Here is a 24,069-nt window from a genome sequence, read left to right as displayed (position 1 = left end):
GCACTCAAACGGGGTGAAATCGTGTCATCGGTGCTGTGGGCTCTATGGTACATCCTTCCGGCTTACGTTGCCAACGCATCCCCGGTTCTCGTCGGCGGTGGAGAACCCATGGACGGCGGCAGAAACTGGCGGGACGGCAGGAGACTCCTTGGTGATGGAAAGACGTGGAGGGGGTTCTTCGGAGGGATCGCGCTGGGCACCCTTACCGGAGCGGTTCAGTACGTTATCACTCCCGATTATTACGGCACCCTGAAGGTAGCTCTCCTTCTCGCCTTCCTGCTCTCCCTCGGTGCCCTTGTGGGCGACCTCATCGGGAGCTTTATCAAGAGGCGTGTGAACCTGCCCCGGGGTGCCCCCGCCTTGGGCCTCGACCAGCTGGGCTTTGTAATAAGCGCCATGGTCTTTGCCTATCCGGTTAAGACCCTCCCCAGCGGTGGGATCCTCTTCCTGCTCGTGGTGACCCCCTTCGTCCACTGGGGGGCGAACTACCTCGCCTACAGGATGGGATGGAAGAGCGTGCCGTGGTGAGCTTACCTCTTCTCCACCTTTGTAAAGGCCACCACCCGCTCCCCAACCTTCAGCCTGTAGGCCTTCATTTCACCTCGGATAAACCCCTTTATGGCCTCCATGATCTTTTCCCGCTTCCTCAATCTCTCTTGAGCTTCCTCCACGCTTACAGCTTTAAACCTGAGCCTCCCGCCGGGTCTCGTCTGGGCAACCTTTGGTATATCAACCCTCGCAACAACCCCGATCTTTGGATAGCCCCCGGTCGTCTGCCCGTCGGCGAGCATTATTATTGGTTTACCGTTCTTCGGGACCTGAACCGCTCCCGGAGGGACGGCATCGGTGATTACCTCCGCTCCCTTTTCCGAGTGCTCTATCTCGGGCCCCTCAAGACGGTACCCCATCCTGTCGGATTCGGGGGTTACCTCGTAGGTCGAATTCAGGAAGGTTTCAATACCCTTCTTGGTAAAGTGGTCCTCCTGAGGGCCCGGAATGACCCTTATCTCACTCTCCTCCGCATAGACAGGTATGAACTCCTCCGGGAGTTCTTTTCCCGCTTTGCCCGTGAGAATAGCATACCCGAGTTTCAGCCCCTCCCCGGCCTTCAGGGCCTTTCCAAAATTTGCCCTTAGATAGGTGGAGCAGCTGCCGAGGATCGGCTCGCATTTTATTCCCCCGGCGAAAGCTACGTATCCATAAAAACCGCTTTTTAAGATGCCTATCTCCAGAACGTCCCCCCTCTTTGCCCAGTAACTCCTCCAGGGGCTTATTTCAACTCCGTTCAGCCTTACCTCAGCATCCCCACCAACAGCAAAGACGGCCGAGGCGTTGAACCTCAGCGTGGGTCCCTTTAAAGCAAACTCCAGCAGGGGGGCTTTATCGTCGTTTCCGACCAGGTAATTCGCCAGCCTCGCGCTTACCTCGTCCATCACCCCTCCCACGGGGACCCCGAACCTCTGATAGCCCCTCCTTCCGGAATCCTGAACGGTCGTTAGGGATGGAACGCTCAGGAGTTCAATCATCCTCCTTCCCCCGGTTCCCTTCATAGATCTCCCGGAATTCCTCTTCGCCTATGGGAACGAACTTAACGTAATCCCCGGGGGTTACGATGCTCGGCGGGGTTTTCAGGGGGTCGAAGGTTTTCAGGGGTGTTCTTCCTATCAGCCTCCACCCTCCGGGGCTCTCTATTGCGTACCATCCCGTCTGTTTCCCGGCTATCCCCACGCTTCCTGCTGGAACCTTTAAGCGCGGTTTCTCCAGCCTTGGTGTGGCTATCCTCTCGTCCATCCCCCCGAGGTATGCAAAACCCGGAAGGAAGCCGAGCATGTAAACCCTGTAGAGGGGCTTCGAGTGGATCTCAATAACTTCATCGACGCTTAGACCGTTGTATTCCGCAACGAACCCTATATCCGGCCCGAAGTCGCCGCCGTAAGCTACTGGAATCTTCACAACCCTTCTCTTACCCTTCTCAGGCTTTGTCCCCAGGAAAGGTCCCACAGCCCCGGCAACTTCCGAATAGGAGATTCTCAAAGGATCGTAGTAGATGTAGAGGCTCGTGTAGGTGGGAACTACCTCGATCAGCCATTCCGGGGATGCCTTTTCCATTGCCCTGGCCACGGCATGCACCTTTTCGTTTATCCCCTCGTCTATTTCATCGCCGAAGATAACCGCGAGCGCGGAATCCCCGGCCGGCTTGAAAAGGGGGAACATGGGATCACCGTATGAAGTCCTTCATGGGCAGAACCTTCACCCCTTCCTCCTCAAGGCGTTTTCTTACGTGGGCAGTTATCTCGAGGGCCTTTGGATTGTCACCGTGGACGCAGACGGTGTCCGCTTTTAGATCCACCCACTCGCCGTTGATGGCTTTAACGCCCCCGTCTTTAACCATTGAGATCACCCTTTCCGCTATGGCCTCTTTGTCATGAATAACCGCCCCCTTCAGGCGCCTTGAGACGAGGGTTCCGTCGGGGTTGTAGGCCCTGTCGGCAAAAACCTCGTGGGCAACACTCAATCCCATTTCCTCCGCTATCTCGAGGGGTTTCGAGTTTGAGAGCCCGACGAAAATGAGTTTCCTCTCGAAGTCCGCTATTCCTTCAAGAACGCCCCTCGCGAGCTCTTCATCCTTTGCAAGGGCGTTGTAAAGGGCCCCATGGGGTTTAACGTGCTGCAGGGTCAAACCTTCGGCTTTTGCGAAGGCGTAAAGGGCGCCTATCTGGTAGAGAACGTAGTTCCTCGCCTCCTCCCGCGTTAGGTCCATGTACCTCCTCCCGAAGCCGAGAAGATCGGGGTAGCCGGGATGGGCCCCGACTTCAACCTTCATCTCCCTTGCGAGCCTTACGGTTCTCCTCATCACCAGCGGATCCCCGGCGTGCCAGCCACAGGCAACGTTCGCCGAGGTTACGTACCTCATGACTTCTTCATCCATGCCGAGCCTGTACCTTCCGAAGCTTTCACCCAGATCGGAATTCAGATCGACCTTCATCAGATCACCCTCTGTAAAAATTAGTAATTGGTAAAATAAAAATTTAAGCTTTCGTAAGAACTTCCTTGTATTCTTCCATAACCTTGAGCTCCCTTTCGCTTGCCTTTGTGATTGCTGAAATCAGGAGTGCGACTATGGTGTTAACTATCACCGCCACCAGTCCCGCTACCGCCGGGTGTTCAAGCACTGGAAGGCCGAGCTTTCCTCCAATCTGCGGTGAGAGGAACGCTGCAAGGAAGCTTCCAACTATCAATCCCCATATGGCACCGTTTCTGTTTATGTACCTCTTTGTGGTTGGGACGATTGCTGGAAGGAGAAGCGGCAGGAATTGCAGTCCACCGGCACAGGCTATCGAGGCTATGTTGAATATTAAGCCGGGCTTTAAAAGGGCAAAGTACCATCCTATAAGGGCCCAGATTATCATGAATGCCCTGCTGACCAGTACGTAATGGCCTTCGCTCGCTCCCGGTTTGATGTGCTTTTGATAGATATCTCTGACCAGAATCATGGAAGTTGAACCCAGGAACGAATCGAGGGTTGACATTGCTGCCGCTGCGGCCCCGGCAAGCAGGAATCCGGCCAGAACTGGATTGAGGAGCTTGTATATCATCACCGCCGCAACGGCGTCTGCACTTCCGTATTGGGCTTTAAGTGCTGATATGAATCCCGGACTGAGGACTCCCGGAATCCCTTTAACGTTGGCAACAGCGGCCGAAAGTCCTATCAACGCTGCTGCAATGTAGTAGGTGCTCAGGTAAATCGCAGTACCAACGGCGGAGGTCTTTAGGATTTTTTCGTCTTTGGCTATGTAATACTTAATCCAGAGTTGCTGGAGGAGCATGAGACCGGGGCCGTATATGAGGATTGCACCGAGCATCTTTTGGGATGTCCAGTTCATTGTTAAAAGTTTTGGATTGACCGCCCTAACGGAATCCATTAGGGCCGTGAAGCCCCCGGGTACAATTTTGCCAACTATCACAAAGGCCGCCACAAAGATTCCGAGGTACATCCAAACCCCCTGAAGGACGTCTGTCCAGTAGGCTGCCCTGAGTCCTCCGAGGAACAGGTAGGTAGCTGCAACGAGTATAAGGACCAGTGATGCCCATTGGTAGGGAACATGTCCCTGGCTTGCAACATCGAGGATTATTCCAAGGCCAACGGCCTGGACTACTATGTATGCAATTATGAAAAGCGCCATGACGGTTGCGGTTATCACTCCGAGGGCTTTGCTATCATAAAAGTCGCTCAGCATATCGGCGGGTGTCATGTGCCCCCTTGCTTTTCCTATCTTCCATATCCTTGGTCCGACCAGGTACATGAATATTCCCGCTAGCACTGTCCAGGCAGATGCGGCTATCCAAAAAGTAACTCCTGCCGTTGAAAAAACCGCCACGCTCGTCAGGAAGGCAAAGGCGCTGTGGTAGGTTGCGGCAGTTGCGAGAAATGTCACGATTGTACTCCCTCTCCTGCCAAGAATGTAAAAGTCTTCCATAGACTTCTTCATGATTTTCCCTGCCCAGACTCCGATGCCTATCACGAGCAAGCTGTAGAAGAAGATGATTGTGGTGGCGATCTGCCAAGCTTCCATTATTCACCACCCCTGAGATCGTAGTAAGCCCATACTGTAAAGAGGGATAGGGCTATTATCCACCATATCACTGAATAAGCAAAGGGCTTGCTCATGTGGAGAACTGACGGCTCTGGTGTGTTGAAGAGATACACTGCAAAGGGGAATATCCATAGAACTACTGTTAGAATTGCCAGGTTTTTGTCATTTATAAAGCGAGGCATTCTGGAACACCTCTTGGAGAGATTGTCATTTGTCCATATAAAGGTTTCGTCCCCCATAATCTCCGGGGAGCTGGGGTGAAGCAAATGTTGAAGTTCTCGCTTTAGTTTATGAGCTTAGAGGCGTTTTTTTATTCAGATCGACCTTCATCCCCGGCACCGCAGGTGGTAGGAGGAGGAAGATTTAACCTTTGTCCCCCGTCCGATAATCCTTTTTAATCCCTGGGTGAACTCCGGGGTGGTGGTTGGTGTGAAGATCCGCGTCCGTTACTTTGCCCGTTTCCGTTCCCTTACCGGCACGGGTGAGGAAGAGCTCGAGGTTCCAGATGGGACGACCGTCCGGGAGCTGGTGGAAAGGCTGAAGGAGAGACATCCAGCGTTGAGGGAGGAGGTCTTTGGCGAGGATGATCTGGCCGATGTGAACGTCTCGCGGAACGGCAGGTACGCTTCCTTCGACGAGGTCTTGAAGGAGGGCGACGTGGTGGCCCTCTTTCCGCCGGTGAGTGGTGGTTGAGAATGGTAAGGTTTGAGAGGTACGACAGGCAGATCATGATCTTCGGTGTCGAGGGCCAGAAGAGGCTGGCCGGCTCAAAGGTCGCCGTTGTCGGCGTCGGCGGTCTCGGGAGCCCCGTGGCTTACTACCTCACGGCCGCGGGCGTCGGGACGATACTCCTGATCGATGAGCAGAAGCCCGAGCTGAGCAACCTGAACAGGCAGATACTCCACTGGGAGGAGGATCTGGGAAGGAATCCCAAGCCCCTGTCTGCTAAATGGAAGCTTGAGAGGTTCAATTCGGACGTTAAAATCGAGACCTTCGTCGGGAGATTAGCCCGGGAGAACGTCCACCGCGTGCTCAACGGCGTCGACGTCGTCGTTGACTGCCTCGATAACTTCGAGACGAGGTTCCTGCTGGATGACTACGTTCAGGAAGCGGGCATACCCCTCGTTCACGGGGCCGTCGAGGGAACCTTCGGTCAGGTCACCACGATCGTTCCCGGGAAAACTCTTAGCCTGCGCGGGATATTTCCGAACGTGAGGGAGAAAAAGGGCAAATTTCCGATACTTGGCCCTACAGCAGGGGTCATCGGGTCGATTCAGGCCATGGAGGTGATAAAACTGCTCACCGGGATCGGTGAGCCCCTCTTAAACAGGCTCCTCATAGTTGACCTCGCCCACAACAGCTTTGACGTCGTTGAGCTGGGGTAGAACATCAGGGGGACGAGGCCGGCGCCTCGACCTTTCTCCTTTCGTTTACCGACGTTATCCGTACGGTTTGACTCCATGAACCGTCCTGAGTTATCGTCATCGACCCGAGGTTTGGATCGTTTATCGAGGTCACGGTTCTTATCCGGAAGCTTATCCTGCCACCCGCGAGTTTGCCCCCCTCAAAGTAAAGCTCGAGGAGGCCATCCCTTACCTCTACCTCCGTGTCGGGTGTCATTGCGAAGTAGGCCCTCCCGAGGGGTTCGATCTCGTCCCCCCCGAGGACGTATCTAAGGAGCAGCCTTTCTCCGGTTTCCCTTTCGTCGGGTTCCTTCTTCAGATACCTCCGGGCGAGGCTCACGATGTTGTACTCCCAGAGGAGCCGGGAAGCGTTGGGGTCCTCCTTTACCCATCCGGCCGGGGTGAGAAGGTAGGTAACGTTGCCGACCACTATCCTTGAGGTGTTGGTGGATGCTCCGTCGGGGACGCTCGTCGTTGTCGTGTTTATCCACGCATCTCCCGATTCGAGGTCCAGGTAACCTTCCTCGATTATTCTAAGGGTAACGTTGTCCCTCTGGGAGAGGTTCTCCTCCGTAACCACGACGATCATTGATATCGTGGTGTTGGCGGTGTAGGTGTAGCGTTCCATACCCGAGACTTCCTGAAGGAGCTTTTCCCGGGTTTCTCCCGGCCTTTGAAGGGGAGAGCTGGTCTGGGTTGTGGTGGTTTCCATTGTGGTCGTTGTGGTGGTTGAGGGGGTGACCTTCGTCTCCTCGATAGCCGGGCTGGAGCCGGTCGTGTCCTTACCCCCGAGGCAGCCGGAGGTGATTATGATCGCCACCAGAAGGATGATTAGAGCGTGCCTCCTCATGAATCTCACCGGAGGGGCTTCCATCGGGACCACTTAAACTTTTTCTTTAACCCGAAGGTTTTAATTCCCGGAGCCTTACCTCATTCGGGGATCGGGATGAAGGTCAGGATAACAAAAGAAGCCTTCGACCTCGGGGAGGCCCTCGGCTACCTGTCCGTCCCTGAGGCCGGGGGTTACGTCATCTTCCTCGGAAGGGTGAGGAACGAGAACCGCGGCAGGAGGGTGAAGAAGCTCGTTTACGAGGCCTATCCGGAGATGGCCCTTGGGGAGATGGAGAGGATCAGGGAGGAAGCTTTGAAGCGCTTTCCAATCCTCGATATTCTGATATGGCACCGTTACGGGGAGCTTGAGGTCGGTCAGGACACCATGCTGATAATCGCGAGCGGAAGGCACAGGAAGGAAGCCTTCGATGCCTGCATGTGGGCCGTGGAAGAGGTGAAGCATCGTGTCCCCATCTGGAAGAAGGAGGTTACGGACGAGGGGACCTTCTGGATCGAGGGGGATCGTCTGATTCCCGGGGAGTGACTTTTCGTTTTTTGCAAACTACTTCCAATAGTATGCAAAATCGGAATAGAAAAGGTATATATACGATGGCGCCGTCTATTCTACGGTGGGGTTTATGGAGAGGGCAGTAACCGATGCGGTTACCGATTTCGGGAACGTTCCAAAGGTGGTTTCTGTGGGAAAGCCCCCATGGAGTAACACCCCCCATAAAGGTAAGCTTGAGCGTCTGATACTTCAGCTGGGCGCGGGAAAAGGCCGGTTCTCCGAGGTGGAGGGCATACCCCGTTCCATAGGGTGCATAGGCAACAATTCCTTTATCCTGAGGAGGGAACCCCTCAGCCCCGAGCGGGTCATGGATCTGATCCGGGAGTTCGGTCAGCTGGGGGGCAGAGAGCTCTGGCTCACCAACTACGACAGGGTGGAGTACCTCACTGCCATCGCCGCCCGCGCCTCCGAGCTGGGCATTCCAGAAGTCTACGCCGTGGTGAGGATCGAGGATCTTGAGATGGTCAACCCCGTTGAAGGGGTTCGTTTCATCGCAGAGCTGGAGTACAGCAGGGAGAATTTCCGGAAGCTTGAGGCCCACGGGTGGCTCCACGGGGGACTCGTAGTGGCAAGGCCCCATGAGGTGGACGAGCTCAGGAGCCTCAGGACCTCCTTCCCCGGGGAGGTCTACGTTGACGTTCTCTTCCCGGGTTCGGCCAGAAGGCTGGGCTTCAACGTTCTGGAACTCAGGAGGATATTGAACCCGAGTACGGGTGAATACAACGACTGTTTGGCCGGTACCATCGCTGTGACCGCCGACGGGTACGCGCTCCCCTGTCCGCTCCTCAGGAACTACGTGGTTGGGGACCTGAGAGAGGTCGGGCTTGGGAAGGTTCTGAGGAGAAAGAGACTCAAAAGGTTCTGGAGGCTGACCAAGGACAAGGTACCCGCCTGCAGCACCTGTCCGTTCAGGTACATCTGCCACGACTGCAGGGCGCTGGAGTATCAGGCTACGGGCGAGATAGACGGCCTCGAATACTGCCCGGTAGCCCTTCAAAATTCGAGGATGGAATGATAACCGCTCCCGTCTTTTTTTACCATTCTCGAGTATCTGGTCGTTCCGTTTCTATCGTTCAGCTCCTTGAAGGTCGGGTCAAAGTACTGGATCACGAGTTTATCCACGTAGTTGCTGAACTCCAGTATCTTCGCCCCCAGATCTTCTTTTGACGAGAAGAACCATTCTATGACGTATCCCTCCCCCGGGAATACGCCGATTCTCACCTCGTGCTCTTTGAACCTCTCAATAACGGATTCGTCGAGCTTCTCCGTTATTCCCAGCACGCTCCTATCGTGGAAGCTGTTCTCTATTACAGCCGCAAAACCCCTCAGGATGTCCATTTCCTCGAGTCGTTTTATCATAAACTTCACGGTGGGGCGGCTTTTTTTCAGCCGTTCTGCGATCCTTGTCAGGGGCGTTCGGGCGTCCGCCTTCAGGATGTCCATAAGTACCGCGTACTTGTAGCTTAAATCCCACCTTCCAAAGTCGTCTTCGCCGGTGTAGGGGTACCCCCTCACCTCGTGGTACTCGTAGTCGTCAGAGTACTTTGACAGCATCCCGTCTATATCTCCCCTCTGATCGTCGGGTATGTAGAGTATGGCCGATAGCCCGTTTTTGAACCCGAAGGCAGGGTTCACGTATCCAACGAAGGGGTTCCGGGTCATCCTGTATCCGGTTTCAAGTATCCTGTCCGGGGGGACGCTCAGAAAGGCGAGGTAACTTCGGAGGCCTATCAACCTCGGATTGTAAAAGGCATTGACGGAGATGTATTTCCCGTAGTACCTGTCGTACAACCTCTTGAGCCTGTAATAGTTTATGCCCTCCTCCTCGGCTATCCGCTTCAGACTCTCTACCGGGTGCCTGTTCAGGATCTCCTCAAGAAATTCAAGCTCATCAGGGAGTGGTTCGCTCATCTCACCTCACCGTTGGGCCCTGACGGAAAAAGTTATATCCCCCGTGGTATTAAACCCTTCCGGTGGTCGCTATGGTGAAGATAGAGGTTGTTGAGATCGAAAAACCGGAGGGCGTTGAGGTCATCATCGGGCAGGGAAACTTCTCCATATTCACGGTTGACGACCTCGCCAAGGTTCTCCTTACGACGGTCCCGGGCATAAAGTTCGGAATAGCGATGAACGAGGCCAAGCCCCAGCTCACGCGCTTCACAGGCAACGATAAGGAGCTTGAGAAGCTCGCAGCTAAGAACGCCCTCAGGATAGGCGCTGGTCACGTGTTCGTCATACTCATGAAGAACGCCTTCCCCATAAACGTGCTCAACGCCGTTAAGGACCACCCGGCCGTTGCCATGGTCTACGGGGCCAGTGAAAACCCCTTCCAGGTGATAGTGGCCGAAACTGACCTCGGAAGGGCTGTTCTGGGAGTGGTGGACGGTAAGGCCGCCAGCAGGATCGAAGACGATGAGCTCAAGAAGGAACGCAGGGAGTTAGTTGAGAGGATAGGATACAGGATAGACTGAAACCTTTTTATTGTTCCCTCCCCCCTGAATCCGGTGATTCCATGGAACTGGCTTTCGTCACCTCCAACACCGGAAAGGTCGAAGAGGCCCGGAAGTACTTCGAACCGCTCGGCGTTCGGGTGTATCGGCTTCCCGTTGCCTATCCCGAGATACAGGCGGATACCCTCGAGGAGGTTGCCCTCTTCGGCGTTGAATGGCTTGCGAAAAAAATTAAAGGACCGTTCTTTCTCGATGATTCCGGGCTGTTCGTGGAAGCCCTTTCCGGCTTTCCCGGGGTTTACTCGGCCTACGTTTACAGAACCCTCGGGATAGAAGGACTACTTAAGTTAATGGAGGGTGTTGAGAACAGGAAAGCCCACTTCAGGAGCGTTATAGCCTACTGGGACGGTGAGGCTCACTTATTCACTGGAAGGGTCGACGGTGAGATCACAAACGCTCCCATGGGAACCGAGGGTTTCGGCTTCGATCCCATCTTCAAACCCGAGGGATTCGACAGAACCTTTGCCCAGATGACAACCGCTGAGAAGAACACGATCTCCCACAGGGGTCGGGCGCTGAGGGCCTTTGCTGATTGGTTAAAGGAAAACCTTAAATAAGCCATCGGTACAGAAGCTAAAGGTCATCGTTGAAATAGTGACGAAGGGGGTAGGAATGGGGGCAGCACTCGATAACATCGATCTGAAGCTGTTGAAGGAACTGAAGGAGAACGCGAGGGAGAACATAGCGAGCCTCAGCAGGAAGGTTGGAATACCGAGGACCACCGTCCACTACCGTATCAAGAAGCTCGTCGAGGATGGAGTCATAGAGAAGTTCACCGTTAAGCCCAACTACAAGAAGCTCGACCTCGGAACAACGGCCTTTATCCTTGCCAGATACGAGCCGGAGTCGGGGTTGAGCCAGAGGGAGGTTGCCAAAAGGATAGCCGCCCTCGATGGGGTCTACGAGGTCCACATAATAGCCGGTGAATGGGATCTCCTCATAAAGGTGAGGGCTCCAAATTCTGAGGAAGTTGGTAAGATAGTCGTCGACAGACTGAGGGAGATAAGGGGTATCGGTCAGACTGTCACGATGGTTTCCTTCGTTACGGTTAAGGAGGAGCTCTGACCGTTTCGGGCGATGATCGGCGTTCTCCTTTCTGATTTCGTGATGATGCGAGGTTGGGTGAGCCCGCTTTTTACATAACGCAGCACTCGTAGATTATCTCGACGTCCCTTATTCCCCTCGCCCACCGGATGATCTCCTTCGGCGGGTTCGTCAGCCTGTCAACGCCGGCCAGAACGGCCCCTCTGTCGAACTCGAGGCGCCATTTCCCGGGGGGTCGCATGCAGCCTATGCTCACCTCCCCGTCGAAGCGTTCCCGGGCGTACTCAACGACCTTCAGGCTCTCCCCAACGTCCGGCGGGTTTAGACCTTCCATCTCCGTTCCCCTCGTTGGGATCAGCACGTCCAGAACGAGAACGTCTATGGGATAGCTCGCCAGCAGGTCTATGGTTTTGAACTCCCAGTGGATCCTCCCGAAGTCGAGCCCTATCGTTAGGTGGGGTGCCACCCTCACTCCGGCATCGGTCAGGAGGTCGAGAACCTTCCGGTAATCGTCGGCGGTTTTATCTATCCTGTAAACCCTTTTTATCACCCCGTCGTCGCCCACGAAGTCGAGGGAAACGACGTCAACGTATTTAATCCACTCCAGATCGTCTTCATCCACGAAGCCGACGTGGGCGTTGAGCTTCAGGTTCGTTCTCCTTTTTATCTCCCTGATCTGGGGGGCGTATCTATCTATGGGAACCTTCAGCCGGGAATCCATGCCTCCACTGAGCAGGCAACCCGTGTAACCCCTCCCTTCGAGGTTCAGGCAGTAGTCGAGCAGGCTCCCGCGGGGCTTCTTCATGCCCCTGAGGTAGTGCCTCCCGCAGTGGGCGCAGTTGAGGTGGCAGTAGTTCCCGGTGAGGGAGATCGAGGGGAACTTAACGCCCGGGATGTACACCTTGAGCTTTCTACTGCCCACTCCGACCACCCGCTAAAAAATGGAGGACAAAGGTCCGTTAAAGAAAAGCTCAGAGGAAGGGGTTGCGGAACTTCCTTCCCGGATAAAGGGCTACCCCCTCGAGCTCCTCCTCTATCCTGATGAGCTGGTTGTACTTGGCGTTCCTGTCGCTCCTCGCCGGGGCACCGGTCTTTATCTGCCCGGCGTTGAGAGCAACGGCCAGATCGGCTATGGTTGAGTCCTCGGTTTCCCCGCTCCTGTGGGACACGACGACGCCGTAGCCAGCCCTGAAGGCCGTGTAGGCTGCGTCTATGGCCTCGCTCAGCGTTCCGATCTGGTTGACCTTGAGGAGGAGGGCGTTGGCGGCGCCCATCTCTATGCCCTTCCGTATCCTCTTCGGGTTGGTGACGAAGAGGTCGTCCCCGACTATCTGCACTTTTCTTCCGAGTTCTCTCGTTATGGCCACGAAGCCATCCCAGTCCTCCTCGTGGAAGGGATCCTCGATGGAGACCACCGGATAGCTCGAGACGAGCTCCCTGTAGAGCTCTAACAGTTCTCCGCTATCGTATTCCCTCCCGTTGACAACGTACTTTCCTTTGTCCGGGTGGAAGAACTCGCTCGATGCCGGATCCATGGCGAAGGCTATCTCATCGCCCGGTTTGTAGCCGGCTTCCTCAATGGCCTTTATGAGAAGCTCAAGGGGCTCGTGGGGTTCCTTCAGTGGCGGGGCGAAGCCACCCTCGTCACCGACGTTGACCGCGTCCTTGCCGTACCTATCCGCTATAACGCCCTTGAGAACGTGGTAGGTCTCGGAGACCCACCTTATCCCCTCCCTGAAGGAGTCGGCACCGATGGGCATGATCATGAACTCCTGAAAGTCGAGCTCGTTTCCGGCGTGCACACCGCCGTTGATGACGTTGCTCATCGGGACGGGCATTACGTAGGTGTTGGTTCCTCCTACGTACTGGTAGAGCGGCAAAGCCAGAGCGTTGGCGGCCGCCTTGGCAACGGCCAGCGAGACCCCGAGCATCGCGTTGGCCCCGAGGTTGCTCTTGTTCTCGGTTCCGTCGAGCTCTATCATGAGGGAATCTATCTCCCTCTGCCACGTGACGTCCATGCCCGTGATCTCGGGGGCTATGATCTTGTTGACGTTCTCCACGGCCCTTCTGACGCCCTTTCCGTGGTAGCGCTTTCCGCCGTCGCGGAGCTCCAGTGCTTCGTGCGTTCCGGTGGAGGCTCCACTCGGAACGGCGGCCCTTCCCATGCTTACCGGCGTGTAAACCTCGACCTCGATCGTCGGGTTTCCCCTGCTGTCGAGTATTTCCCGGGCAAGGACTCCTGTTATCTCAAAGGGGTTCTCCATCTCAATCACCTCGGGTGATATTCCCCCGGGGGGCATAAAAGGTTTTAGTTTCGGGTTCCCATTCGTTGAAGGGGAAAGCCTAAAATACCTTAGAGGAGAACGAAGGGTGGTGGGACCATGGACGATCACCTCGATATCAACAGGTATATCGACCACACGAACCTCAAACCTTACGCGAGAGCCGAGGACATAGTCAGGCTCTGTAACGAGGCGAGGGAGTACGACTTCTACGCGGTCTGCGTCAATCCCTACAGGGTGAAGCTGGCGAAGGAGCTCCTCAGGGGTTCCAACGTGAAGGTTGCAACCGTCATAGGCTTCCCGCTCGGCGCAACGCCCACGGAGGTTAAGGCCTTCGAGGCCAGAAGGGCACTGGAAGATGGAGCGGATGAGCTCGACATGGTCATCAACATCGGCGCCCTCAAGGATGGGGACTACGACTACGTCCGGGAGGACATAAAGGCGGTCGTGGAGCTCGCCCACGAGCGGGGTGCGATCGTTAAGGTCATAATCGAAACCTGCTATTTGACGGAGGAGGAGAAAATAAAGGCCTGCGAGCTGGCGAAGGAAGCCGGGGCGGACTTCGTGAAGACCTCCACGGGCTTTGGAACCGGGGGGGCCACCGTCGAGGACGTCAGGCTCATGAGGCGGGTCGTTGGAGACGGGATGGGAGTTAAAGCAGCAGGCGGAATAAGAACCTACGAGCAGGCCCTTGCGATGATAGAGGCCGGTGCAACCAGAATCGGAACGTCAAGCGGTGTAAAGATAATGGAGGGTGCGAAAAATGCCCGGGATTAAGGAGGTAAGGGACATCCTCGAGAAGGCCCTGTCCGAGCTCCGTGAGGCCGGCCTTGAACCGGACATACTCCTCGCCGGTCCGGGCTTTCTCAAGTACTCCGGCGAGGCCCTGAAGAACTGCAGGCTCAAGGTGTACAGGATAGATGAGCTGGGGTACGATGCGGTGGTGGCGGACTCGGGTTACCTCGGTCAGGTAAAGAGGGGCTCGAAAAGGATCTCGGTGGAACCCCTCCTTGAGGAGAAAGAGGTGTGGGAACAGCTGAAAGATCTGGAGGTTTAGAGCATATCCACGACTTCCGGGTACTTCTTTTTTATTGCCTCCGCCAGAGCGGTTCCGACAATTATTCCGGTAACGGCCTGAAGGGTGTTTCCGGGAACCTCCACCATAGCGTTCGGGACCCCGAACATGTAGGCCTCGAAGGTAAAGTAGCCGAGGACCATTACGATCCCGCCGATGGTTCCCGCAACCACGAGTACCGGGGTCCTATCGCTTCTTCTGGCTATGTAGCCTACGACCAGTCCCTCAAGCCCCTTGACGATGAGGGTTATCGGGGCCCATCCCGCGTAACCGCCGAGGATGTCCCCGAGGGCCGAGCCAACGCCTCCGGCAAAGGCACCGACCACCGGTCCGAAGAGCATTGCCGAGAACATTACCATCGTGTCCCCGAGGTTTATGTACCCTCCAGTGGCAGGGGTGGGCACCTTTATGAGGTTGGTAACCACGCCCACAAGGGTCGCCATTATCGCCGAAACCGCTATGACCGAAGGTCCGCTGTATTCCCTTCTTCGGGCAAATATGTAGACTATGAAAAGGATCGTGGCACCCGCGATTACGTAGAGTCCGTAGGGCTCAAGGATTTGAGTCAGATCGGTCATCTCCATCACCGGCCTGATTTAAAGTTTAAACTTTAAAACCTTACCCTCGGATTCCGGGATCCTAAAAAAGGTAAGGAAATTAGCCGAGGGCCGCCTTGAGGCTCTCCTCGAATATCTCCATGGCAACGTCGATCTCTTCCTTCCCGATGATCAGCGGGGGTATGAAGCGTATGCTGTTGTCACCGCATCCGAGGAGTATGAGGCCCCTCTTAACGGCTTCCTTAACGATGGCGTTCCTGAGCTTGGGGTTCTTCTCCTTGGTGTCCTTGTTCTTGACGATCTCCACCGCCTGTGCCAGTCCGATGCCCCTCGCGTCCCCGATAACCTCATACTTCTCCTCGAACTCCTTGAGGTAGCCGTGCAGGTAATCTCCGACCTCCCTGACGTGCGGGAGGAGCTCCTTGACCAGGTCCACGACCTCTATTCCAGCCGCTATCGCAACGGGGTTGCCGGCGAAGGTGGAGGCGTGCCTGCCGGGCTTGTCGAAGGTTATGTCAGCCCTGTGGATAACACCGGCCAGGGGTATTCCCCCGCCTATGGCCTTGCCGAACTGGATCGTGTCGGGGGCAACGCCGAAGTTCTCTATGGCCCAGAACCTTCCCGTCCTTCCGACGCCCATCTGGACCTCGTCGTCGGCCAGAAGGATGCCGTAGCTGTCGGCGAGCTTCTTGAGTTCCCTGAAGAAGTTCTTCGGTGGAACGACGTAGCCGCCTTCGCCCTGTATCGGCTCGAAGACTATGGCCCCAACCTCCTCCGGTGGAACGTGCCTGAAAACGTACTCCTCAATGAACTCCAGAACCCTGTTGATGAGTTCGTCCGGCTCTGCGTAACCGTCTATGTGCCACGGGTTCCGGTAGGGGTTCGGGTAGGGGATGTGCTCCACTCCCGGCATGGTCGGGAAGAAGCCGTCCTGCTGAACCCACTTGCTGGCCGTTAGCGACAGTACCGCCTGGGTTCTTCCGTGGAAGGCGTGGTAGAAGGCTATGAACCTCTTTCTCTTCGTGCCGTACTTGACGAGCTTCATCATGGCCTCGTTCGCTTCCGCCCCGCTGTTCTGGTAAACGACCTTCTTCTTGAAGTCGCCCGGAGCCAGCTCGGCGAGTTTGTTCGCCAGAATAATCGCGTTCTCGTAGAAGAAGTCGTTGAGTGCGAAGTGTGTGAACCTCTCGGCCTGCCTCTTTATGGCCTCAACGACCCTCGGGTGGGCGTGGCCGACGTTCAGCACACCCACACCGCTTCCGAAGTCGTAGAAGGTGTTTCCATCGACGTCGTAGACGAGTATGCCATCACCGTGGTCTATAACTATCGGCAGGGTCTCCGGATCCTGCGTGGTGTATGCGAGGGCCTCGAAGTTCTTCTCTATGACCTCCCTGGCCTTCGGTCCCGGAAGCTCTTTAACCTTCGGTCTGATCAATTCACATCACCGGCCGACTATAGGGCTTGCACTATATAACCTTATGTTCATAACTGAACATCTTTGATCGAAGAATTTTCGGTAAATTTTCGGGAGAACCGCATGATGAATCCGGGTAACTCGAAAAGGTGAAGGAGGGGGTCACTCCCCGGTCTTTGAGTTCCACTCTTCGAGGAGCTCCTTGGCCGAGTTGGCCGCTATGGCTCCCTGACCCACGGCCACGGCTATCTGCTTGAAGACGTTGGTTATATCCCCCGCGGCAAAGAGGCCCCTTACCCGTGTGCGCATGTGCATGTCCACGGGGATGTAGCCGTATTCGTCCGTGATGCCGAGGTGCTTCACGAAGTCGGTCTTTGGCTCGTAGCCTATGAAGATGAAGACCCCGTCCACTTTCATCTCGCTCTCCTCACCCGTAACGCGGTTCTTCAGCCTCACCGCTTCGACCTTCTCCTTCCCGATTATCTCCGTCACAACGGTGTTGAGGATGGTCGGGATTCCGCTTTCCCTGAAGCGGTCCTGAAGGATCTTATCCGCCCTGAACTGGTCGCGCCTGTGGACGAGGGTGACGTCGACCCCTATGCTCTTGAGGTAGAGGGCCTCCTGCAGGGCCGTGTTCCCACCGCCCACTACTATAACCCTCTTGCCCTTGAAGAGGGGTCCGTCGCAGGTTGCACAGTAGGAGACACCCTTCCCGGTGAGCTCTTCCTCCCCCGGAACGTGGAGCTTCCTCGGTGCCGCACCAACGGCCACTATCACCGTCCTGCTCTTGTAGACCTTCCCGTTCTTCGTTATGACGGAGAACTTGCAGGGCCCTTCGTAGTAGGGGCACTCGGAGAGGTCTACCTTCTCCACCTCGTCGAAGATCACATCAACGCCGAGGTTCTTGATCTGTTCGTGCATTCTGCTGGTGAGCTCAGAACCGCTTATCCTTACGAAGCCGGGGTAGTTCTCTATGACGTCCGTCAGGGCCATGTTGCCACCGAGGTCCTTGCTGATGATGAGGGTCTCCAGTCCGAAGCGCGCCGCGTATATGGCTGCCGTGAATCCGGCCGGACCGGCCCCGATGATGAGCAGGTCCCACGTTTTGTTCTCGTATTCGCCTCCCCTTGAGAATCCTCCGATGCTGAACATCTCCTTCACCTCCGATCTGCCTTGGGTGGTATATTTAAAAACATTACTACCCGGATATGGGTATTCAATGGCAACCACTGGAAGGATCAGAGGAGCGATACCTCCCGGTCGAGGAGGAGGTGCAGGGTGTAGCCACTGAAGGCCGAGAAGCCCACGAAGAGGGACTCCCCCGTTCCCATCCCCAGACCGAATTCCATCAGGGCGTAGGCGAGGAGACCGTATACTGCAGCGGCCAGCAGTGAGTGCACTATTCCCCTGTGTCTGGGCATTAGGGCGGTGAAACCGTACCATGCAACAACAGCAGTCAGTGCCCCGAGCAGCCATGCGGCGGTAACGTTGAGGCCTTCGCTTCCAAGGTTAAGGTTTATGTAATCGGGAACCTTCATGAAGACGGCACTTCCAACGGCCACCGCCACTATCGGCTTCGTCCCCCTGTGGATAAGTGCACTGGGATGGTCCACGTCCGGCAGATCCGCTCCAAGGACGTAGAACGCGTAGCCCACGACCATCGCCATGCTGCTCAGGACGAATGGAATGCCCGCATGGTCCCTGAGGATGAAGGCGATAAAAACGACGAGCGGATAGGATACTACCCCGCTCAGCACGTGGGTATCGTAGTTCGGCATTGGATCACTCCCCGCTCTCTTCCGCTTCTTCCTCGAGGAACTTTCTCACGTACTCCGGAACCTTGTAGTTACCCTTGGGGTCCCCAACAAGGAAACCGAGTCTTATGAGCTCGTTCAGCTGATCGTAAACCTGTATCCCGGGCCTCTTGACGGCCTTGGCTATCTGGATGTAGCTCACGGGTCCGCCGTTGAACTCATTGACTATGGCATCGACCAGATCCCTGTAATCCTTCGGAATCCTCGTTAGGTATTCCTCGAGGCTCTTCGGCTCCTCGAGGATGGTCGTGACGACGTAGTCATCTATCGGATCGAACCTGTGCTTTGCGGCCTCGCTGAGGACGTAGTGGAGCAACCTCAGGATCTGTCTGGGGTTTCCTTTCCCGAGCTCGTGGATGAGCTTTACCGCCTCCTCCGTAAAGGGATAAAGGGGATCGTCAGTATCCCTCACCCTCACGAGGTTGAGCCTCTTCTTCACGAGTTCGTAGGTTTCCTCGACGCTCATGGTCCTGAGCCTGAACTCGTAGTGGAGGCGCATGAAGAAGGCCGGGAAGAGCTTCGTGTACTCCTCGTAAGCTTCGGGAACGCATGCGAAGGCCACGACGCAGCCCTGTGGCATGTTGCTTATGAAGTGCCGGAGCATCTCGAAGAACTGTATCTTCTCCCTCTCGCCGGCGCTCTGCATGTTCTCAAGCTCGTCGAGGAGCAGGGCGCAGTAGGGGTACTTCCCGAGCTGTTCCGCGAGGAGTTCCGCTATGTCCCTGCTCTTGTACTCCTTCCTGTCGCTTAGCATCCTCTCGAGGCGGTCTATGAAGCCGAGCTTTCGTGAGATGTTTTCGAGGAACAGGTTCGTGCGGCTCTTCGGGGGCTTCAGGGCATGAAATACGTCTCTGGTAAGCTTGAGGATGTCGTTGGTATCAACCTTGACGTATATCGCCTTTCCGCGGTTCTCCTCTATGCCCTTCATCACCGTCTTGAGCCTCTGGGTCTTTCCGGTTCCGAGGGGCCCGACGATGCTGAACGCTATTGAACTTTTGTTCCCTATGACCTCGGAGAGTATCATCTGCAGGCGCATGTCAACTTCCTGATAGACGTGTATGCTCTCCACGTCCTTTATTCCCTCACTGGCGAGCTGTTCGAAGGGATTTCGAGAGATGCCGTAAACTTCGTATGATTGATGGGGGTAAAGCTTAAGGCCACCGGTTTCCATTTGATTCACCACACGCTTTATGAAGCCGGAATATAAAAAGTTGTCCATTGGTGAGCGAAGATGACGATCCTCCTCGTTACGGCCCCCCACAACAGGCAGGGGGATGCCATACTCGAGCTGGAGTGGGCTCTGGAGAAGGTCAGGGTCAGGGGGACGGACTGGAAGGGCGTTCTCCTCGCCGAGACGCCCCTCGAAAGGGACGAGGCCCTTAAACGACTGAAGGATTTCGAGACACAGGCGATACAGCGCGTCGTCCCCCTCGAGAGGTTAGTTCCGGCGAAGGGGGATGAGATAGAAAGGGCCGTGCTCGAAGTTGCGGGCAGGATAAGGGGCACCTTCGCGGTCCGGGTCAGGGTCAGGGGGAACCGGAGACTTTCCGGGAGGGAACTCGAGGTTGGACTTGGCTCCCTCATCGTGGATCGTTACGGCCTGAAGGTCAACCTGAGCGATCCGGATTATACGGTCGTCGTTGAGGTCCTTGGAAGGAAGGCCGGGATAGGTGTACTGAGGAGGGGCGAGATGCTGCGCTTTGAGGTTAAGGAATGAGACGACCGAAAGTCTTATCCGTTTCCAGCGAACACTCTCCAGGGGATGAAAATGTACGACGTTGATGAGATCATCGAAGGGCTGGCGAGGCTCGGCTACGATGAGGTGCTGGCCTACTGGATAAAGGGCGAAAGGGAGGAGGCCGGCTTTTACAGGGAGCTGGCCACGAGAGCGAGGGACCTCGGCCTCGGTGAGGAACCCGTGAAAACCTTCGAAAAGCTCTCGGAGGATTCGCTCAATCATGCCAGAGAGCTGGAGCGTTATCTGAAGTCAAGATATGGGGACAATCCCGTGAAGGCACCCGATCTGCAACCGATCGAGGTTCTGCCCGTGATAGACGGGCTGGAAAGGGCGGACCGGCTGGAGGAGGTTCTGAGGTTTGCCATGGAGAGCGAGCTTATAGCCCACAGGTCCTACAGGGCTCTGGCTGAGAGGGTTGATGATCCGGAACTGGCGGAACTCTACAGGAAGCTGGCCGAGGTGGAGAAGGGTCACTACGAGATGCTCCGCAAGATGTATGAGGAAATAAAGGAAAGACGGGGTTAGGCTTTTGTCTTCTTCTTTTCGGCGAGTTTCTCCTTGAGCCTCTCGATCTCCTCCCCGTGGAACCATCTCAGATTGTCGTCGTACTTGTCGGTGGTTGCGAGCAGGAACTCGTCGCTCATGCTGAGGGCGTTAACGGGGCAAACGTCAACGCACTGCTGGCAGAAGACGCATCTCCCGAGCCAGAAGGTGACCTTCCTCACCTCGGGAACGTACTCTATGACGCCGGCGGGGCACACGGTAACGCAGAGCTTACATCCGACGCACCTGTCCACGTCGTAGACGAGCTTGCCCCTGAACTTCTCCGGAACCGGAACGGGTTCGGTCTTCGGGAATGGATTGGTGGCGGGCTTTTTGAAGAGGTTGCCGAGGACCGTCGATAGGGTCGTTGGGAGCTTCATGCCACCACCCCCAGCGTGTCTATGATCAGGAGCAGGGTTCCGACCACGCTCGCCGGCAGGAGCCTCGCCCACAGCATGTTGACAGCCTGCGTTATCCTCAGCCGTCCGGTCGTTGCCCTGAAGAGGCTCATGCTCACGAAGAGCACCGCGAAGACCTTCAGGGTGTGGAACAGGAGCTCCACAACCGTTGCTGGGAGTCCCGTAAGGCCGAGTTGCCCCGAGATTCCCCACGGGAAGAATATCGCCACTACGAGACTTGCGCTCACGAAGGTCTTTATTGCGCCGGCGAGTTCGAACATGGCCAGGTGCCGGCCGCTGTACTCCGCCATGGGACCCTCGGCCAGCTCCGTCTCGGCCTCAGGTATGTCGAAGTAACCCACCTCTATCTCGCTGGAGAGCCAGAATAGGAACGCCACGAGGAGCAGGAGTGCTCCTATGACGCTTAGAGGAGTTCCCAGCTCCCACACGCTGTGCTCGTAGAACGTGCCCATGCTGAAGGGTTTTTCAACGCCGAGCCCCTTAAGGCGCCAGAGGATTGCGAAGAGGGCGAGCATCATCGGGGGCTCCCTCGAGGCGAGGATGGTCATCTCCCTCTGGGCACCCACCTGGGCGTAGGGAGAACCCGAGCTCACGGCACCCGCCATCCGGACGAATCCCACTAAGGTGAGGAGGTATATGAAGACCACGACGTCGCCCTTCGTCCCGAAGATGGGCTCGAAGCCCAGAGGCGTGTAGGCCAGGAGCGCTATCGAGGTCGCCAGTGCCAACAGCGGTGCGAGTTCAAAGAACCTGTTCGCATCCCTCGGTATTATCGATTCCTTGCCCGCCAGTTTGAGGAAGTCGTAGAAGGGCTGGAGTAACGGGGGACCAATGCGCCGCTGCATCCTCGCCACGAGCTTTCTGTCAATGCCCGCCCAGAGTAGCGAGGCGAGGGAGACGTAAACGTAAACTCCGATGAATTCAAGGGTAGCGTAGAGAAGGTTCATAGCACCCCACCCCTTGGGCAGCCCACTCCAACAACCTCGGGCTTTCCTTTTACCTCGGGGTTTGTCTCCTTCGTCTTCTCGATCGATAGCTTGAGGAGGTCCTTCTCCGTGAGGACCCTTTTCTTCCCGGTGTTCGCGTCTATCACCGCCACCCTGTCGGTACAGCTCAGGCAGGGATCTATCGAGGCTATCGCAACCGGAACGTCGGCCACCTGTTCACCGATCAGTGCCCTGGCAACTGCAAACAGGTTGGGGAAGGTTGGCTCCCTCATCTTCCACCGTACCGGCCCGTCTTTGCCTTTCTGGGCCAGGACGTAGTGGATTAACTCGCCCCTCGGGGCCTCGTAACGGCCCACCCCTTCCCCTTCGGCCTTCTTGAGCTGAAAGAGAAGGGCGTTGTCCTTGGGAACGGCCTTTATCCTTCCCTCCGGCATCTCATCCAGTGCCCGCTCGATGAGTTCGAGGCTCTGCCACAGCTCCCCGACACGAACCACCATCCTGTCGAAGACGTCTCCCTTTACGGTCCCGGTGAACTCCTTGGGGGTTACCGGTTTTATCCCGAGATCGGGGTAAACGCCGAGCTTTTCGTTGTACCTAACGTCCTTCTTCACACCGCTCCCCCTCGCCGTCGGCCCCTGAGCGCTGTACTCAATCGCCATCCTCTTCGGGATAACGCTCGTGTCCCTCAGTCTCGCCTCGATCGTTGGATCGTAGAGGAAGACCTCCTCAACCTTGGGCAGAACCTCCCTGCGGTAGTACTCGATCATGTCTTTCATAGCTCTGACGTGCTTCTCCTCAACGTCCCTCCTGACGCCGCCTATCATGTTCATGGAGTAGTTGACCCTGTTGCCGCCTATTAACTCCAGAACGTCCATGACCCTCTCTCTGGCGAGCCACGTGAGGTGGAGGACCGTGTCGTAGCCTATGCTGTGGCCCACAACCCCGAGGTTCAGGAGGTGGGAATGGATCCTCTCGAGCTCGCCCACGATAACGCGTATGTACTCTGCCCTTTCCGGAACCTCTATGCCGGCCATCTCCTCCACTGCCCTCGAGTAGGTGTGGTTGTGGGAAAAGGAGCAGATCCCGCACATCCGTTCCGCCAGATAGAGCAGCTGAATGTAGTTCCTTCTCATGCCTATCCATTCTATTCCCCTGAGGTTGTAGCCGAGCTTCACGTCAACGTTGATTATCCGCTCTCCGTCGAGCGTCAGGATGAACTTCTCGGGCTCCTCGAGTGCGGGATGAATTGGGCCCACGGGAACTTTCACCCAGTATTCAATCTTCTCGTTCATTTTGAAGCCCCCCTCTCGATCCTGTAGGGATGCCCCGAGTTTTTGACCATCTCCGGCGTGATCCCGGTCTCGTCCAGCCTGAGCGGGTAAACGCCCTCCGGCCAGTCGTCCGGAAGGAAGAGCTTTCTGGGGTCGGGTATTCCCTCGAAGAACAGTCCGAGGAACTCCTGAACTTCCCTTTCGTAGGCCAGCGCTCCCGGGAAGATGTCCGTGACGGTTGGGATCTTTGGATCGTCCTTTGGAGCCGAGGTGCCGATTATAAGGGAGATGCTCTCACCCTCCTCCCAGAACAGCTCGAGGTGGTATTTGGCCTCGAGAACTTCTCCCGCGTCCCTGGCGATGATTACGGAGAACTGCACCTCCGGATCGATCTTTTTTATGAATTCCATCGCATCGTGGAAAATCTCCCTGTCCACGGTGACCCACACCCTCTTCCTCGGATGGGGCTCTCTGTTCTCGCTAACCCTTATTTCCGCCCCGGGGAACTTCTCTTTTAGAATCCCCGTGAATTCTTCAACGTTCATTCCTTACCCTCCTCAATCTTTTCGATAAGCTTCCTGAGGGCGAGTACGACGCCGTAGAGTATGGCCTCCGGCCTCGGCGGACAGCCCGGAACGAACACGTCAACTGGTATGTGTCTGTCCAGCGGTGCGTTGGTGAAGGGGCTCTCGTAGAAGACGCTTCCACCCGTGGGGCACGCACCAACGGCAACAACCACCTTCGGGTCGGGCGTCTGCTCGTAGATCAGCTTGACCCTTTCGAGGCTCTGGTTGGTCACGGGGCCGGTGACGAGGAGCAGATCCGCATGCCTCGGAGTCCCGACCAGTTTCACGCCGAAGCGCTCGGCGTCGTATCTCGGCGTCAGGGCCGCTATTATCTCTATATCGCAACCGTTGCAGCTACCGCTGTTAACGTGAAAGGCCCAGGGGGATCGTCCTATGTACCTGCAGAGTTTGGAGATCTCCTTCTCAAGCTTCTCGCGATTGCCAGTATCCTTCTCCTGAACGTTCTCCGGAGGAATCTTTATGGCCATCCTC

General features: G+C 56.2%; 31 protein-coding genes. 12 read left to right on the top strand and 19 right to left on the bottom strand.

Annotated elements, in window-relative coordinates; genetic code table 11:
• The first annotated feature begins 21 nt into the window (after window positions 1-21).
• Window positions 22-528 (top strand): CDP-2,3-bis-(O-geranylgeranyl)-sn-glycerol synthase, encoded by a 507-nt coding sequence (locus tag A3L12_RS04670; protein WP_088882535.1) that lies wholly within the window; start codon window positions 22-24, stop codon window positions 526-528.
• Between the two features lie 2 nt (window positions 529-530).
• Here the strand turns inward: A3L12_RS04670 and A3L12_RS04665 are convergent, their stop codons facing one another.
• The 5 genes from A3L12_RS04665 to A3L12_RS04645 all read right to left on the bottom strand — a co-directional run bounded on the left by A3L12_RS04665 (window position 531) and on the right by A3L12_RS04645 (window position 4,777).
• Window positions 531-1,526 (bottom strand): biotin-dependent carboxyltransferase family protein, encoded by a 996-nt coding sequence (locus tag A3L12_RS04665; protein ID WP_088883218.1) that lies wholly within the window; start codon window positions 1,524-1,526, stop codon window positions 531-533.
• Window positions 1,519-2,214, bottom strand: coding sequence for a 5-oxoprolinase subunit PxpB (gene pxpB / locus A3L12_RS04660; protein ID WP_088882534.1), 696 nt, complete (start codon window positions 2,212-2,214; stop codon window positions 1,519-1,521). Before pxpB ends, A3L12_RS04665 begins: the two co-directional genes overlap by 8 nt.
• A 4-nt stretch (window positions 2,215-2,218) precedes the next feature.
• Entirely contained in the window at window positions 2,219-2,986 is a 768-nt protein-coding gene (locus A3L12_RS04655) for a LamB/YcsF family protein (RefSeq protein ID WP_088882533.1), read from the bottom strand.
• A 43-nt stretch (window positions 2,987-3,029) separates the two neighbouring features.
• Window positions 3,030-4,478 carry a sodium:solute symporter gene (locus A3L12_RS04650; RefSeq protein ID WP_232462915.1) on the bottom strand — a complete coding sequence of 483 codons (1,449 nt, stop codon included), beginning with the start codon at window positions 4,476-4,478 and terminating at the stop codon, window positions 3,030-3,032.
• A 95-nt stretch (window positions 4,479-4,573) separates the two neighbouring features.
• The gene (locus A3L12_RS04645; protein ID WP_157726698.1) at window positions 4,574-4,777 is read right to left on the bottom strand and encodes a hypothetical protein; all 204 of its coding nucleotides are present in this window, start codon (window positions 4,775-4,777) and stop codon (window positions 4,574-4,576) included.
• 247 nt (window positions 4,778-5,024) lie between these two features.
• On the opposite strand from A3L12_RS04645, the gene A3L12_RS04640 reads away from it, so the two are divergent.
• Window positions 5,025-5,288, top strand: a complete 264-nt coding sequence (locus tag A3L12_RS04640) for a ubiquitin-like small modifier protein 1 (protein ID WP_088882530.1) — start codon at window positions 5,025-5,027, stop codon at window positions 5,286-5,288.
• A gap of 2 nt (window positions 5,289-5,290) precedes the next feature.
• Window positions 5,291-5,980 (top strand): ThiF family adenylyltransferase, encoded by a 690-nt coding sequence (locus tag A3L12_RS04635; RefSeq protein WP_088882529.1) that lies wholly within the window; start codon window positions 5,291-5,293, stop codon window positions 5,978-5,980.
• Between the two features lie 4 nt (window positions 5,981-5,984).
• On the opposite strand, the gene A3L12_RS04630 is transcribed toward A3L12_RS04635, so the two are convergent.
• Window positions 5,985-6,848: a hypothetical protein gene (locus A3L12_RS04630; RefSeq protein WP_088882528.1), complete on the bottom strand. Its 864-nt coding sequence runs from the start codon at window positions 6,846-6,848 to the stop codon at window positions 5,985-5,987.
• Between the two features lie 96 nt (window positions 6,849-6,944).
• Here A3L12_RS04630 and A3L12_RS04625 point away from each other — a divergent pair, with 96 nt between their 5' ends.
• Window positions 6,945-7,373 (top strand): molybdenum cofactor biosynthesis protein MoaE, encoded by a 429-nt coding sequence (locus A3L12_RS04625; RefSeq protein WP_088882527.1) that lies wholly within the window; start codon window positions 6,945-6,947, stop codon window positions 7,371-7,373.
• 94 nt (window positions 7,374-7,467) lie between these two features.
• Entirely contained in the window at window positions 7,468-8,412 is a 945-nt protein-coding gene (locus A3L12_RS04620; protein WP_088882526.1) for an SPASM domain-containing protein, read from the top strand.
• On the opposite strand, the gene A3L12_RS04615 is transcribed toward A3L12_RS04620, so the two are convergent.
• On the bottom strand, window positions 8,391-9,308 hold the full coding sequence (locus tag A3L12_RS04615; RefSeq protein ID WP_088882525.1) for an Lrp/AsnC family transcriptional regulator: 918 nt from the start codon (window positions 9,306-9,308) through the stop codon (window positions 8,391-8,393). The genes A3L12_RS04620 and A3L12_RS04615 overlap by 22 nt on opposite strands.
• A 71-nt stretch (window positions 9,309-9,379) precedes the next feature.
• Between A3L12_RS04615 and A3L12_RS04610 the strand changes: the two genes are divergently transcribed.
• From A3L12_RS04610 to A3L12_RS04600, 3 genes are read left to right on the top strand one after another with little or no spacing between them, the layout of a single operon-like run.
• Window positions 9,380-9,868, top strand: coding sequence for an adenosine-specific kinase (locus A3L12_RS04610; protein ID WP_088882524.1), 489 nt, complete (start codon window positions 9,380-9,382; stop codon window positions 9,866-9,868).
• Window positions 9,869-9,909: 41 nt separating this feature from the next.
• Window positions 9,910-10,464, top strand: a complete 555-nt coding sequence (locus A3L12_RS04605) for an XTP/dITP diphosphatase (RefSeq protein ID WP_088882523.1) — start codon at window positions 9,910-9,912, stop codon at window positions 10,462-10,464.
• A 55-nt stretch (window positions 10,465-10,519) separates the two neighbouring features.
• Window positions 10,520-10,972, top strand: a complete 453-nt coding sequence (locus A3L12_RS04600; protein ID WP_088882522.1) for an Lrp/AsnC family transcriptional regulator — start codon at window positions 10,520-10,522, stop codon at window positions 10,970-10,972.
• 70 nt (window positions 10,973-11,042) lie between these two features.
• Here A3L12_RS04600 and A3L12_RS04595 read toward each other — a convergent pair whose 3' ends face one another.
• Together A3L12_RS04595 and eno are read right to left on the bottom strand one after the other, a co-directional pair.
• Window positions 11,043-11,873 (bottom strand): radical SAM protein, encoded by an 831-nt coding sequence (locus A3L12_RS04595; RefSeq protein ID WP_088882521.1) that lies wholly within the window; start codon window positions 11,871-11,873, stop codon window positions 11,043-11,045.
• Window positions 11,874-11,922: 49 nt separating this feature from the next.
• Window positions 11,923-13,215, bottom strand: a complete 1,293-nt coding sequence (gene eno / locus A3L12_RS04590) for a phosphopyruvate hydratase (RefSeq protein ID WP_088882520.1) — start codon at window positions 13,213-13,215, stop codon at window positions 11,923-11,925.
• A gap of 117 nt (window positions 13,216-13,332) precedes the next feature.
• On the opposite strand from eno, the gene deoC reads away from it, so the two are divergent.
• Both deoC and A3L12_RS04580 read left to right on the top strand, forming a co-directional pair.
• Complete coding sequence (deoC, locus tag A3L12_RS04585) at window positions 13,333-14,010, top strand: deoxyribose-phosphate aldolase (RefSeq protein WP_088882519.1); 678 nt, start codon at window positions 13,333-13,335, stop codon at window positions 14,008-14,010.
• Window positions 13,997-14,290, top strand: a complete 294-nt coding sequence (locus A3L12_RS04580) for a family 4B encapsulin nanocompartment shell protein (protein ID WP_088882518.1) — start codon at window positions 13,997-13,999, stop codon at window positions 14,288-14,290. Before deoC ends, A3L12_RS04580 begins: the two co-directional genes overlap by 14 nt.
• Here the strand turns inward: A3L12_RS04580 and A3L12_RS04575 are convergent.
• From A3L12_RS04575 to A3L12_RS04555, 5 genes are all read right to left on the bottom strand, one after another.
• Window positions 14,287-14,892 (bottom strand): ECF transporter S component, encoded by a 606-nt coding sequence (locus A3L12_RS04575; protein WP_335755181.1) that lies wholly within the window; start codon window positions 14,890-14,892, stop codon window positions 14,287-14,289. The genes A3L12_RS04580 and A3L12_RS04575 overlap by 4 nt on opposite strands.
• 73 nt (window positions 14,893-14,965) lie before the next feature.
• Entirely contained in the window at window positions 14,966-16,300 is a 1,335-nt protein-coding gene (locus A3L12_RS04570) for an ornithine aminotransferase (protein ID WP_088882516.1), read from the bottom strand.
• A gap of 141 nt (window positions 16,301-16,441) precedes the next feature.
• On the bottom strand, window positions 16,442-17,431 hold the full coding sequence (gene trxB, locus A3L12_RS04565) for a thioredoxin-disulfide reductase (protein WP_088882515.1): 990 nt from the start codon (window positions 17,429-17,431) through the stop codon (window positions 16,442-16,444).
• 86 nt (window positions 17,432-17,517) lie between these two features.
• The gene (locus tag A3L12_RS04560; protein WP_088882514.1) at window positions 17,518-18,057 is read right to left on the bottom strand and encodes a metal-dependent hydrolase; all 540 of its coding nucleotides are present in this window, start codon (window positions 18,055-18,057) and stop codon (window positions 17,518-17,520) included.
• A gap of 4 nt (window positions 18,058-18,061) precedes the next feature.
• Window positions 18,062-19,264, bottom strand: a complete 1,203-nt coding sequence (locus tag A3L12_RS04555; RefSeq protein ID WP_088882513.1) for an AAA family ATPase — start codon at window positions 19,262-19,264, stop codon at window positions 18,062-18,064.
• A gap of 60 nt (window positions 19,265-19,324) precedes the next feature.
• Between A3L12_RS04555 and A3L12_RS04550 the strand changes: the two genes are divergently transcribed.
• Together A3L12_RS04550 and A3L12_RS04545 are read left to right on the top strand one after the other, a co-directional pair.
• Window positions 19,325-19,810 carry a THUMP domain-containing protein gene (locus A3L12_RS04550; RefSeq protein WP_088882512.1) on the top strand — a complete coding sequence of 162 codons (486 nt, stop codon included), beginning with the start codon at window positions 19,325-19,327 and terminating at the stop codon, window positions 19,808-19,810.
• A 45-nt stretch (window positions 19,811-19,855) separates the two neighbouring features.
• Window positions 19,856-20,356, top strand: a complete 501-nt coding sequence (locus tag A3L12_RS04545) for a ferritin family protein (RefSeq protein WP_232462864.1) — start codon at window positions 19,856-19,858, stop codon at window positions 20,354-20,356.
• Here the strand turns inward: A3L12_RS04545 and A3L12_RS04540 are convergent.
• From A3L12_RS04540 to A3L12_RS04520, 5 genes are read right to left on the bottom strand one after another with little or no spacing between them, the layout of a single operon-like run.
• The gene (locus tag A3L12_RS04540; protein ID WP_088882510.1) at window positions 20,353-20,754 is read right to left on the bottom strand and encodes a 4Fe-4S dicluster domain-containing protein; all 402 of its coding nucleotides are present in this window, start codon (window positions 20,752-20,754) and stop codon (window positions 20,353-20,355) included. The two genes, A3L12_RS04545 and A3L12_RS04540, sit on opposite strands and share 4 nt — an antisense overlap.
• A complete protein-coding gene (locus tag A3L12_RS04535) occupies window positions 20,751-21,740 on the bottom strand; it encodes a respiratory chain complex I subunit 1 family protein (RefSeq protein WP_088882509.1) in 990 nt (329 codons plus the stop codon). The genes A3L12_RS04540 and A3L12_RS04535 overlap by 4 nt, the downstream gene beginning before the upstream one ends.
• Entirely contained in the window at window positions 21,737-23,032 is a 1,296-nt protein-coding gene (locus A3L12_RS04530; protein ID WP_088882508.1) for a nickel-dependent hydrogenase large subunit, read from the bottom strand. The genes A3L12_RS04535 and A3L12_RS04530 overlap by 4 nt, the downstream gene beginning before the upstream one ends.
• Window positions 23,029-23,556, bottom strand: coding sequence for an NADH-quinone oxidoreductase subunit C (locus A3L12_RS04525; RefSeq protein WP_088882507.1), 528 nt, complete (start codon window positions 23,554-23,556; stop codon window positions 23,029-23,031). Before A3L12_RS04525 ends, A3L12_RS04530 begins: the two co-directional genes overlap by 4 nt.
• Entirely contained in the window at window positions 23,553-24,065 is a 513-nt protein-coding gene (locus tag A3L12_RS04520; protein ID WP_088882506.1) for an NADH-quinone oxidoreductase subunit B family protein, read from the bottom strand. Before A3L12_RS04520 ends, A3L12_RS04525 begins: the two co-directional genes overlap by 4 nt.
• Window positions 24,066-24,069 lie beyond the last annotated feature (4 nt).

This window comes from Thermococcus sp. P6, from assembly GCF_002214525.1.
Lineage (GTDB): Archaea > Methanobacteriota_B > Thermococci > Thermococcales > Thermococcaceae > Thermococcus.
This window is presented reverse-complemented; position numbering and strand designations above follow the sequence as displayed.